12 protein-coding genes are annotated in these 12,320 nt (G+C 36.1%); 5 read left to right on the forward strand and 7 right to left on the reverse strand.

The window, feature by feature from the left end:
- Nucleotides 1-58: 58 nt before the first annotated feature.
- From ACSHW7_RS10250 to ACSHW7_RS10265, 4 genes are all read right to left on the reverse strand, one after another.
- Nucleotides 59-454, reverse strand: a complete 396-nt coding sequence (locus ACSHW7_RS10250; RefSeq protein ID WP_435679260.1) for a hypothetical protein — start codon at nt 452-454, stop codon at nt 59-61.
- A 75-nt stretch (nt 455-529) separates the two neighbouring features.
- The gene (locus tag ACSHW7_RS10255) at nt 530-1,603 is read right to left on the reverse strand and encodes an ABC transporter permease (RefSeq protein WP_435679261.1); all 1,074 of its coding nucleotides are present in this window, start codon (nt 1,601-1,603) and stop codon (nt 530-532) included.
- 3 nt (nt 1,604-1,606) lie between these two features.
- Nucleotides 1,607-3,274: a BT_3928 family protein gene (locus tag ACSHW7_RS10260; protein ID WP_435679262.1), complete on the reverse strand. Its 1,668-nt coding sequence runs from the start codon at nt 3,272-3,274 to the stop codon at nt 1,607-1,609.
- 84 nt (nt 3,275-3,358) lie between these two features.
- Nucleotides 3,359-3,919 carry a DUF1599 domain-containing protein gene (locus ACSHW7_RS10265; RefSeq protein WP_435679263.1) on the reverse strand — a complete coding sequence of 187 codons (561 nt, stop codon included), beginning with the start codon at nt 3,917-3,919 and terminating at the stop codon, nt 3,359-3,361.
- 52 nt (nt 3,920-3,971) lie between these two features.
- Between ACSHW7_RS10265 and folP the strand changes: the two genes are divergently transcribed.
- The 3 genes from folP to ACSHW7_RS10280 are packed head-to-tail and all read left to right on the forward strand — an operon-like array spanning nt 3,972 to nt 6,477.
- On the forward strand, nt 3,972-4,808 hold the full coding sequence (gene folP, locus ACSHW7_RS10270; protein WP_435679264.1) for a dihydropteroate synthase: 837 nt from the start codon (nt 3,972-3,974) through the stop codon (nt 4,806-4,808).
- 36 nt (nt 4,809-4,844) lie between these two features.
- Entirely contained in the window at nt 4,845-5,627 is a 783-nt protein-coding gene (locus ACSHW7_RS10275) for a diadenylate cyclase (RefSeq protein WP_435679265.1), read from the forward strand.
- A 4-nt stretch (nt 5,628-5,631) separates the two neighbouring features.
- Nucleotides 5,632-6,477, forward strand: a complete 846-nt coding sequence (locus tag ACSHW7_RS10280) for a DUF3667 domain-containing protein (protein ID WP_435679266.1) — start codon at nt 5,632-5,634, stop codon at nt 6,475-6,477.
- Here ACSHW7_RS10280 and ACSHW7_RS10285 read toward each other — a convergent pair.
- Nucleotides 6,441-8,207 (reverse strand): ABC transporter ATP-binding protein, encoded by a 1,767-nt coding sequence (locus ACSHW7_RS10285; protein WP_435679267.1) that lies wholly within the window; start codon nt 8,205-8,207, stop codon nt 6,441-6,443. The genes ACSHW7_RS10280 and ACSHW7_RS10285 overlap by 37 nt on opposite strands.
- A gap of 77 nt (nt 8,208-8,284) precedes the next feature.
- Complete coding sequence (gene truA, locus ACSHW7_RS10290) at nt 8,285-9,031, reverse strand: tRNA pseudouridine(38-40) synthase TruA (RefSeq protein WP_435679268.1); 747 nt, start codon at nt 9,029-9,031, stop codon at nt 8,285-8,287.
- A gap of 95 nt (nt 9,032-9,126) precedes the next feature.
- On the opposite strand from truA, the gene ACSHW7_RS10295 reads away from it, so the two are divergent.
- Nucleotides 9,127-9,618 carry a metallophosphoesterase family protein gene (locus tag ACSHW7_RS10295; protein ID WP_435679269.1) on the forward strand — a complete coding sequence of 164 codons (492 nt, stop codon included), beginning with the start codon at nt 9,127-9,129 and terminating at the stop codon, nt 9,616-9,618.
- A gap of 68 nt (nt 9,619-9,686) precedes the next feature.
- On the opposite strand, the gene ACSHW7_RS10300 is transcribed toward ACSHW7_RS10295, so the two are convergent.
- Nucleotides 9,687-10,100 (reverse strand): DUF4293 domain-containing protein, encoded by a 414-nt coding sequence (locus tag ACSHW7_RS10300; protein ID WP_435679523.1) that lies wholly within the window; start codon nt 10,098-10,100, stop codon nt 9,687-9,689.
- A 204-nt stretch (nt 10,101-10,304) separates the two neighbouring features.
- On the opposite strand from ACSHW7_RS10300, the gene rho reads away from it, so the two are divergent.
- Nucleotides 10,305-12,002, forward strand: coding sequence for a transcription termination factor Rho (gene rho, locus ACSHW7_RS10305; protein WP_435679270.1), 1,698 nt, complete (start codon nt 10,305-10,307; stop codon nt 12,000-12,002).
- Nucleotides 12,003-12,320 lie beyond the last annotated feature (318 nt).

Below are 12,320 nucleotides of genomic sequence, written 5' to 3' on the forward strand. Positions count from 1 at the left end.
TCTTTTGTGATAAGAATTCCATTTTTATAATGCCAAATATCTGGATGAAATGAATTTCCTATTTTTTCTGAAAAATGCCACCCGTTTCAGGATTATAAATTCTATTCCAGTTATCATTAATATTTGGCACAAAATAATTTTCAACAACCTCTTTAGGATATTTATAAGGATTTGTAAACGGTCCTTTTTCAAAGTAATATATAACTGGCTTACCGTTATGCATGAAGTAATCTGTTATCGGCCAATCAAATATTTGAGATAAATTTTTATGGCTTGAAATAAAATACTCATTTACTATTTTATCAAATGCCACTTTACGTTTGACAACAATAAATGGAATTCCAAAATTACCTCGGGAATCTTCTGCCAAATAAGTATCTATGTTAAATAACAGTTTTTCATCTTCAAAAATTGACCAACCTAATAAGGTTTTTGAGTCGTCAATTTTATCCATTGGTTTTGTTCCGCAACTATTAAAAAAAATTGCGATTACAATTAAAATATTAAAACTAAAGCCTTTCATATTTTCTCACCTACTAATCTTAGGATCCAACAACCCATAAATAATATCTACAAAAATATTGATAATAATAAACAAAGTGGCAATAACGAGCACTGTCCCCATAATAATGGGGAGGTCACTTTTATTTAATGCATCTACAATTTCCTTCCCGATTCCATTCCACCCAAAGATAAACTCAACAAACACTGCACCTGCAAGCATAGAAGCAAACCATCCCGAAATTGCCGTCACTACTGGGTTCAAGGCGTTTTTCAATGCATGCTTTCTAATTATTTGTGGCATTGACAAACCTTTTGCTTTTGCTGTGCGAATGTAATCCTGATTCAAAACTTCCAATAATGAATTTCGCATTAATTGGCTGACAACCGCTAGCGGACGTATCCCCAAAACAACAGCGGGCAAAATCAAGTTTTTCCATTGAATATATTTTCCCTCGCCAAAATCGTCCACCTCGTAGAGGCTTCCGGTCATGTTCAATCCTGTGTATTCGTTTAGCAGAAAACCGAAAAACCATGCAAATATAATCGCGCTGAAAAATGAAGGAACACTCATCCCAAAAGTGCTAACCAATTGTATTGTTTTATCTATCCAACCATCCTTAAACAATACAGAAATAATCCCCAATAAAACGCCCAAAAACATAGCAATGGTAATGGATGAAATGGCAAGTATAAATGTATTTGGTAATGTTTCGGCAATGACGGTGCTTACTTTTTTTCCGCTTTTTTGAAAGGATTCTCTCAAATAAGGAAATTTTAAAACGGTAGTCACATTTCCGAAGCTAAACAACTTTAAAGCAGTGTATTTATTGGGCGCCAAAAAAGTGTAATCGCCTTCGGTTTTACTGTGAAATGAGATGGGCGACAAATCGTTGAGATACAATAAATATTGCGTGCCGATAGATTTATCGAGACCGTACTTTTTTTTCACCATCGCTACTTGCTCGGCATTTTGGTTTTGACCGAGCATCATTTTTGCGGGGTCATCCGGCAACATTGCAAATAGCATAAAAATAACCGTAACGACCCCAAAAAGCGTGAGTAACGCGTAACCTATTTTTTGAAGTACGTAACGTCCCAATCTCTATTTTTTTATATCGTCCATAGTGAGCGCCTTATACTCAAAGTCTTCGCCAAAAAGTAATTTTCCGTACTCTTCAATGGTTTGTGTATAGCCTGCTTTTAAACGACGCTCGTTTACAGTTTTGGGATTTTCAATGGGCCAAATATAGTGGGTGCCATCTGCCATTGTACTTCCCTGGGTTCCGTAAATTTGAGGTTTTTCCTCTCCCATTAAATAGCGGTCTTCCATCATTGCTACCAATCTAAATGGGATTTCCTCAGCTTCTCCAGCTTTTTTAATCATAGGTAAATATTCTGGAATTTTATCTGGATTATGTTGTAAAACGTACCACGCCGCAGTATTTGTTGGCTCACCAACAACGGTTTTTCCCGGATATCCTTTTGTGTCGAAATATGTTGAAACAAACTGAATATTTGAAGCGTCAATCACACTTTGCATTCTCCAAAGACTATCCATATTTGCTCCTTCATTTTGCATCAACATACGGTACTTTTGGTCCAAAACCGCAATGCTATCCAATCGCTTTTTTAGGTCAAAATCCAGGTTTGGGGTTGCATTGTCCAATTGTTTCAATCTTAAATCTTCTGCATCGTTAAAATGTAGTTTTTGTACAACGGTTCCTTTTTCTAGTGAAACGATACCCGGATTGCTACGAACAATTGTTTTTAAGGTTGTCATATCGCAGAAATAGAACTTGAAATTTAAATCGTAAAATTCTACCAATTTTTCAGTCTCTTCCTGTGAAGATGCTGAAAGCCCAATCACTTTATAGCCATTTTTAATAGCTTCATTTGTTATCTTTCTTATTGGTAAAAATCCGTCTTTTTCGGTATTGTCTAGATTGTACGCGATGATTGCGATTAAGTTATCTTCGGCTAAAAATTCTTCGGTAAAATCTTCTCCTTCTCTTTCAATGGAAAAATCATGCACAGGTGGTTCGTAGGGTTCGCGTAGAAATTCGGTAGTAACGCCTACCATTTTTCCGCCTTCTAATTGAGGGTCTTGTCCCGTAGTATTTACAATAATTTGCGACTTTCCGTTTACCTCATATTCCCAATTATATTGAATTAAAGGTGGCAACGCATCTGGCGGCGTTTCCATTCCTTCTTTAATATTTGCGCCTACTTTATAAGCTCTAAAATCAACTACCGGCAAATGAGACAATACGTGATATCCTAACCACATGCATAATATAAAAGCAACAAACACGATGATCGTGCGTGTAAATTTTGCAAAGAATGGCTGAATATGTTTACGCCCAGCGAATAGAATTAATATTAAAACGAGCAAAACAACATCTTTATAAAAAGACTGCCAAGGTGTTAGTTTTAGAGCATCACCAAAGCACCCACAATCTGTTACTTTATTAAAATAAGCCGAGTAAAATGTGAGGAATGTGAATCCAACGATTAAAATCAATAAGCTCCACAATGTAAATTTCTTTGCGTAGCCAATAATGAGCATCACACCGAGCAATACTTCAAAAATCACAACAACCACGGCAATCAACAACGCGTAAGGAACTAGGAATTCTAGATTCAATACTTCTGGGGCAAAGTAATCACCCAATTTAAATGAAAACCCAACTGGGTCATTCAATTTTATCAATCCACTGATGATGAATAATATTCCAACAAATATTCTTGCAAATCCTATTAATACTTTCATTTTCTACTGCTTTTTAATCCTTAAAATTCCTGCCCGACTAATTTCTGCAGGCGGGTCCTAGGTTGGCACTCTAGAGTGTAACTTTCAATCTTCGGTTTTATTTTCAACTTCGGCTTCTAGGTGTATCATCGCGAAAATCGCATAATTAATCATGTCTTGATAATTGGCGTCGATGCCTTCACTTACCAATGTTTTTCCTTGATTATCCTCAATTTGTTTCACCCTTAATAGCTTCTGCAAAATCAAATCGGTAAGGCTGCTTACGCGCATATCTCGCCAAGCTTCGCCGTAATCGTGGTTCTTATCGAGCATTAATTGTTTGGTCACGGCAACATGCTCGTCGTACATTTGGACTGCTTCTTCCAACCCTAAATCTGGCTGTTCTACAATTCCTTTTTCCAACTGAATCAAAGCCATTATCGAGTAATTAATAATACCTATAAATTCGCTTACTTGCCCTTCGTCCACACGTTGCTCCTTATTTTGTTGCAATCCACGAATTCGCTGTGCTTTGATAAAAATCTGATCTGTCAAAGAAGGCAACCTCAAAATACGCCACGCACTCCCGTAATCTTTCATTTTATTGATAAAGAGCGCTCTACACGTTTCAATAATTGCGTTGTATTGTTTAGACGTATCTGCCATAGTAAGTGTAAGATTTTGCGTAAATTTCGTGGAAATAAATCAATTATAAAAATTGCAAACAATCAACTGTAAAGGTACGTTAATTGACATGGCCACGCCACACGTGATGGGTATAATTAACGTAACGCCAGATAGCTTTTACGACGGCGGAAATACAACTTCCATTAGACCCATCATCGCACATGCCACAAAAATGCTGGACGAGGGCGCCACGTTTCTCGATGTGGGCGGGTACAGTTCGAGACCCGATGCGAGTGACATTTCGGTTTCCGAAGAAATTGAAAGAGTTGTTCCTGCCATTGAAGCTATTATAACAGAATTTCCAAAAGCATTGATTTCCATAGACACCTTTAGGAGTGAAGTTGCAATGGCTGCGATTGAAGCTGGCGCTTGTATGGTGAATGATATTTCGGGCGGTTTGTTGGATTCTGAAATGTATAACACCGTAGCCCGTTACCAAGTTCCCTATATCTTGATGCACATGCGCGGAACACCGCAAACGATGAAAACCAAAACGGAGTATAAAAATATCACGAAAGAAGTTCTGTATTATTTTTCAGAAAGAATTGCTGAAGCGCGCAGCCACAACATTAATGATATTGTTATTGATCCAGGATTCGGATTTGCAAAAAAGGCTTCCCAAAGTTTTGAATTATTGAATTCTTTAGAGCTTTTTAAATCTTTAAACCTACCCATTCTTGCTGGAGTTTCAAGAAAATCTATGATTTACAAAACCTTAAATTCCGAACCCAAAGATGCGCTGAATGGAACCACAGCTTTAAACATGGTCGCACTTCAAAAAGGCGTAAGCATCTTGCGAGTGCACGATGTAAAAGAGGCGATGGAATGTGTAAAACTGAACGAACAACTAAGTGCCCATCAATTATAAATTGTATTTTTAAATCTTAGCAAAAAACAACCAACATTGGATTTCATAGAATTTACAGACTTTAGAATCATTGATGCCATAGACATATTTCTTGTTGCCGGCTTACTCTACTACCTATATCGCCTTGTAAAAGGCACGGTTGCCATTAATATTTTTATCGGGATTGTAATCATATACGGCATTTGGTGGCTCACCGAACTGTTGGAAATGGAAATGTTGAGTAAAATTCTCGGCGGATTTTTAGGCGTAGGTATGTTTGCTTTGATTGTTGTATTTCAGCAGGAGATACGTAAATTTTTATTGATGCTCGGTTCAACCCAATTCAATATAAAACGGATTTTCAAACAATTTAAATCCATCTCAAAAGACAGCATTGCGGTTACGAACATACAGCCCATTATTGATTCATGTCAAAAAATGGCATCATCAAACACCGGAGCACTTATTGTCATCAAAAGAAACAACAGCCTCGACTTTGTAAAATCGAGCGGAGACGAAATGGATGTTGAAGTAAATCAACCCATTATTGAAAGCATTTTTTACAAAAACAGCCCGTTACACGATGGCGCAATGTTGATTGAAGGAAATAGAATTACAGCTACGCGCGTTATTTTGCCGGTTTCAAATGACAGGAGTATTCCGTTGCGTTTTGGTTTGAGACACAGAGCTGCTGTGGGAGTTTCAGAAAAAAGCGATGCGGTTTGCTTGGTTGTTTCGGAAGAAAACGGACAAATTTCTTATCTCAAAGACGGTGATTTTGTTCTTTACGAAACCATAGAAGAACTCACTCAGATTATCAATAACGATTTAATGCAATAAAATCATGAATTGTAAGAATTGTGAAAGCGAACTTTCAGAAAACAATAATTATTGTTCGGAGTGTGGTGCAAAAGTAATTGACCGAAGGCTTACAATTGGTTTTTTTATTTCAGAATTGAGAGAAAATTTTTTCAGTATTGATTCTAATAGACCACTACGGACGCTCATCGATTTAGTTTTCAAACCGGCTACCGTTATAGATGGTTACATTAATGGTGTAAGGAAAAAATATTTAAATCCATTTGGATATTTCACTTTGGCGATTACACTATCAGGAATTTTCTATTACGTTCTTAACAACTTTTTTCCGGAGCTCTTGGAAGCGACAGTAAATTTTGGCGATAGAATTCCTACCGAAGAAGAAAAAGAAGCAGCAAAAAACACCTTTTCAACAATATTTGAATACCAAACTTTTATCTTCTTTCTTTCAGTTCCAATCATGGCTCTTTTATCTAAACTGATATTCTTAAAGAACAAAAAATACAATTATATAGAACACCTCATCATTAATTTATATGCTTATTCTACAACATCAATAATTTTGGTTTCGCTTTATTTTTTAACGTTTTGGAACGTTCATTTGTATCAGATAGCATCATTTTTTGGTTCCTTTCTGCTTTTAGGCTACTATGTTTATGTATTACAGCAACTCTATAATCTCAGTGCGCTACAAACTATATTGAAAACCATATTATTTTTAGCAATTCTGTTTACAATTACAATAGTGATTATCGTGATATTATATTCAACAGGTGCTTTAGACAAATTCATTGAACAAGCCATCGAGCAAGCGAAGCAAAGAAAAGCAACTGCTTATATCGCCTCCTCAGTCATAAATTGGACTTCGTAAAGATTACGATAATAGCCATTTTCTCTTTTAAGTAATTCTTGGTGCGTACCACTTTCTACAATTTTTCCAGCGTCCATTACTAGAATTTTGTCCGCTTTTTTAATAGTGGCAAGTCTGTGCGCAATCACAATTGAAGTTCTCCCCTGCGTTATTTTCTCTGTAGCAGTTTGTATCATCTCTTCGGAATAACTATCCACCGAAGATGTTGCTTCATCCAGAATCAAAATACCCGGTTTACTCACATACGCTCTTAAAAAAGCAATCAATTGTCTCTGTCCAGAAGACAACATAGCGCCTCTTTCTTTTACATTGTACTGAAATTTGCCAGGCAATGAATCGATGAATTTTGAAACACCAATTTCATCGGCAGCAGCTCTTACTTCAGCTTCTGAAATTTCTGGATTGTTTAATGTTATGTTGTTCAAAATAGTATCTGCAAATAAAAATACATCTTGTAAAACCACCGCAATTTCCTTCCGAAGTGAAACCAGTGTATATTCATCAATAGAAGTTCCATCAATTGAAATTGCGCCACTGTTTATTTCGTAAAACCTATTCAATAAATTAATAATTGTAGATTTTCCAGCTCCTGTCGCTCCTACGATTGCAATCGTTTCGCCACTATTTACTTTAAACGAAATATCTTTAATCACTTCCTCTCCCTCAACATACCCAAATCGAACATTTTGAAATTCAATTATTCCTTGCGTTACTTCAAGTTCCTTTGTGCCTTCATTAGCGATATGCGATTTCGTATCTAAAATAGCAAACACTCTATTTGCGGCAACCATTCCCATTTGTAGCGAATTGAATTTATCTGCAATTTGGCGCAAGGGTCTAAATAGCATCTGTGCCAATTCAATAAATGCGACAATTAAACCTAATGTAATAAGGCCACCTTCTGCAGCATTGAGACCACCAAACCATACAATTAAACCTATGGCTACGGAGGATGACATTTCAGCAATAGGAAAAAAGATAGAGTTGTACCACACCGTTTTTACCCATGCTTTTTTGTGCTTTTCATTAATTTCTACAAACTGCCTGTACTCGGTTTCCTCACGTGCAAAAATTTGAACGATTTTCATTCCCGTCAATCGTTCCTGCACAAAACTATTGAGGTTTGCCACTTGATTACGCACCTCTTCAAAAGCCACTTTCATCGCACGTTGAAATACACGAGTAGCATAAATAATTATCGGCATTACTGCAAAAGTAATTAAAGACAAACGCCAACTTTGATAAAGCATAAAACCAGCAATAACTGCCATTTTTAGCAAATCGGCAATTATCATAAAGAGCCCTTCGCTAAAAATACTCGAGATAGTTTCAATATCATTTACGGCACGTGTTGTCAATCTACCCACCGCACTTTTATCATAATATTGCATCTTAAAACTCGTCATTAATTTGAAAAGTTTTACACGTAAATCTTTGATAACATGTTGTCCAAGCCAGTTTGCATAATAGATAAAAGCAAATTGAAAAACGACCTCCAGCAATAACACTCCAATCATCAAAGAGACCAGCAATACCAATAAATTACTGTCTTGAGGCACAAAGGCATCATCCACGGTTCTTTTTAAAAGATAAGGTCGTAAAATGGCAAGCACGGACATGGCCACTGCCGCGAACGCCACAAAATAGAATATCAAACGATACGCATTTGTGAACGCCAATAAACGTTTAAACAACTTAAAATCGAACGCCTTACCAGTTTCTTTTGCCATATACATTCTCCACGCAGGCGGAGAGTTTCATTTTTTCCGCAGCAGCGGAAATTTTATTTATTTTTTTGTCGGAAATATTACTCCTTTAAAAAAACAGCTTCGGGATACTCAATCTTTGTCAAGTATAAACCATTGGCGGGAGCTGATGTTCCCGCTCTTCTTCTATCTTTTGAAGCAATAATTTCCTGTAAATCCTCAACATTAGTTTTACCGAAACCAACATCCAGCAGCGTTCCCACAATGGCTCTTACCATATTTCGCAAAAACCGGTCAGCCCTAATGGTAAACTTAAGAATATCGCCTTCAATTTCCCAATGTGCTTTTTCGATTTTACAAAAATAGGTTTTTACATCTGTATTCGACCTTGAAAAACATTGAAAATCCTGATACTGTAATAAGATGTTCGCGGCTTCATTCATCTTTAAAATATCTGGTGATTTGTATAATTGGTAAACCAATCCTTCCAAAAAAACATTCTTTTTTTCTGAAATGAGATACTCATATTCTCGTGCCGTTGCATGAAATCTAGCATGCGCATCTTCAACCACCTTATGTATTGCAGTTACTGAAATATCCCGTGGTAAAAAGGTATTTATTTTAAAAATAAAATTCTCTTCAAATGAAAGATCATAATCAAGATGAACAAACAATTGCTTGGCATGCACACCAGCATCTGTTCTTCCCGCTGCGTGAACTTTAATTTTCGTTTGCAATAAAACGCTCATTTTATCTTCGAGAACTTCTTGCACGCTTAACGCATTGGGTTGCATTTGCCAACCTGAATAAGCAGAACCATTATAAGCTATTTCGAGAAAATATCGCAAGGGGAAAATTTTAGTAAAGGTATCAATTTAAAAGAATTTTAAGTTCCTCGAATAGTGATTACAAACCTTTATTTTTGTTGTCTAAAATTTCCGAAGTGAAAAAAATCCTGCTACTCAGTGACACCCATAGTTATATTGACGACACTATTTTAAAATATGTCAAGCAAGCTGACGAAGTGTGGCACGCAGGAGATATTGGCGATCTTAAAGTGACTGATGCAATCACAAATTTGAAACCTTTAAAAGCAGTGTATGGTAATATTGATGATGCAAAAGCGAGGGCTACTTTCCCTTTAGATTTGAGGTTCCACTGCGAGGAAGTTGATGTTTGGATAACGCATATTGGCGGCTATCCGGGCAAATACAATCAGCGTATAAGGGCTGAAATATATACAAACCCTCCCCGACTTTTTATTTGTGGACATTCGCACATTCTCAAAGTGATGAATGATAAAAAGAACGGATTATTACACATGAATCCGGGAGCCATTGGCAAACACGGATTTCATAAAGTGAGAACGATGCTTCGTTTTGAAATCGACGGAGCGCAAATTAAAAATCTTGAAGTTATAGAACTAAAACGTTAGCCCTATAAACAAAAAACCCTTACAGATGGCATTCTGTAAGGGCTTGCACTAATAATACTAAGTTGTGTTTATCGTAAACGATCTACAGATTTTACAAGGTCCTCATCCCGTTTGATAGCTTTGTTAGCCATCACTAAAAAAACGATAGAAATGATGGGAAGTAACACCCCAATACCCTTCTCAGAGACCACTAATGCCTCTCCAGATAGTGCTAGTAAATTGTAAACAAAAACTCCCAGTAATACAAAGTTTAATATGATGTTTAAGCGATTTAATACAAATTGCATTTGGCGCTTTTTGAATAATAAAATAGATATAATCACAAGTGCTATCGACAAGAAAATAAGGATAAAAATCAATGGTTCTTTATTTCCTATCAACACATTACCCTGTTCATCAATAAGTACAGGAAACCAAACATAGAGTGCTCCCATGATGAGGGCAACTATAATTAAATAAATTGTTTGTATTCTTTGTAACATAGCGTTGTTTGCACAAATGTGAAGCAAAAATAAGGTTTCTTTTTAAAAAATATAACCGTAGAATATAATTTATTATTGTATTATTGCAGTAATTAATGTAATCGTTTCAATCTCGGTTACTTATCTTCAACTAAATTTTTTCTTGGGCATTCTCGCTCAAAATACTCACAAACTTAGACAGTATTAATAAACTACATTTTTTACATGTTAGAAATTTCAGAATTAAAAGCAAAAAAGTTACCTGAGCTACAGGAACTTGCACAAGTGCTTAAAGTACCAAAATACAAGTCATTAAAAAAACTTGACTTAGTATATCAAATATTAGATTATCAGGCCGCAAATCCATCAGCTGTAAAGGCTGTTGTGAAAGATGTTGCTCCTGTTCCGGAGAAAAAGGAGGTCAAAAAAGAAGAAGCGAAAGAAACTTCTGATAACAAACCTACACCACGACCAAAACAACAAAGAACTCCTCGAAAGCCACGTGAAACAAAACCTACCGACGACAAAAAACCTCAGCCTCGTCAACAAAATAGGCCAAGTAACGATAAAAAAGAAGACAAAAACGAAGCTAAGCTTGAGAAAAAAGACGACGCACGTCCAGATTCAAAAAAACAAGCTAACGATACAAAAAGTAACGATAGCCGTAATAGAGCGAATGACAATCGCAACAAGAAAAGCAACAATGACAATAAGCCGCAACAGCGCGACAATAATAAACAAAAGAAAGATCACCGAAATAACGGTAACAAAGACACCAGAAACAGATATAAAGAACCCGATTATGAATTTGACGGCATCATAGAAAGTGAAGGAGTACTTGATATTATGCAAGATGGTTACGGCTTTTTGCGTTCTAGCGACTATAACTATCTTTCATCTCCCGATGACATATACGTGTCTCAATCACAAATTAGACTTTTTGGTTTAAAAAGTGGTGATACTGTTCTTGGAGAAGTTCGCCCACCTAAAGAAGGTGAGAAATATTTCCCATTAATAAAAGTAAATAGAATCAATGGTCAAAACCCTAACGTTGTTAGAGACCGTGTTTCTTTTGAACATTTGACGCCTTTATTTCCGCAGGAAAAGTTTAATATTTCAGATAAGCAAAGTACCATCTCTACACGTATTATTGATTTATTTGCTCCTATAGGAAAAGGGCAGCGTGGTATGATTGTAGCTCAGCCAAAAACTGGTAAAACGATGCTACTAAAAGATATTGCTAATGGTATTGCGGCAAATCACCCAGAAGTGTATCAAATGATTCTTCTAATCGATGAGCGACCTGAAGAGGTTACTGATATGCAGCGAAATGTGCAAGGTGAAGTGATTGCTTCAACGTTCGACAAAGAACCTTCTGAGCATGTCCGCATAGCAAACCTTGTAATTGACAAAGCAAAAAGATTGGTAGAGTGTGGGCATGATGTTGTTATTTTATTAGATTCTATTACACGTTTAGCGCGTGCTTATAATACAGTACAACCTGCCAGCGGTAAAATTTTATCGGGTGGTGTGGATGCAAATGCATTAAACAAACCAAAACGTTTCTTTGGTGCTGCTCGTAATATTGAAAATGGAGGATCATTAAGCATTATCGCAACAGCATTAACCGAGACAGGTTCTAAAATGGACGAAGTTATCTTTGAAGAATTTAAAGGAACTGGTAACATGGAACTACAACTAGATAGAAAAATATCCAATCGTAGAATATTCCCAGCCATTGACCTTACTTCTTCCAGCACACGTAGAGACGATTTATTGCTTGATGAAAACACTATCCAGAGAATGTGGGTAATGCGTAAATACCTAGCAGATATGAACCCTGTAGAAGCTATGGAATTCATCAACGAGCGTTTTAGAACAACAAGAACCAATGAAGAGTTTTTGATTTCTATGAACGGATAATTTAATAATCATAGAACGAAACAGGGTGGTTACTTTAATATATATGTAACCACCCTGTTTCGTTTACTTTATATTCAAAATAGTCTGTTTTTTAATATTTTTTGATAAGAGTTCTATTTACTGTATAAATAATCAAGGTATATAACGGTTTTCAATTGAAACATATCAATATTATTATTGACGAATGGCAACCCCACATAATTACCAACTATATCAATTACTTTGACAGTTTTTATAGAATTTCAGAATTATTTTCTAGGTTTAGCTAATTATTTATAGGATTTAGAAAAATTATAAATTCAACTTCGTTTAAATGGG

Source organism: Patiriisocius sp. (assembly GCF_051252435.1).
Classification (GTDB): Bacteria; Bacteroidota; Bacteroidia; order Flavobacteriales; family Flavobacteriaceae; genus Patiriisocius.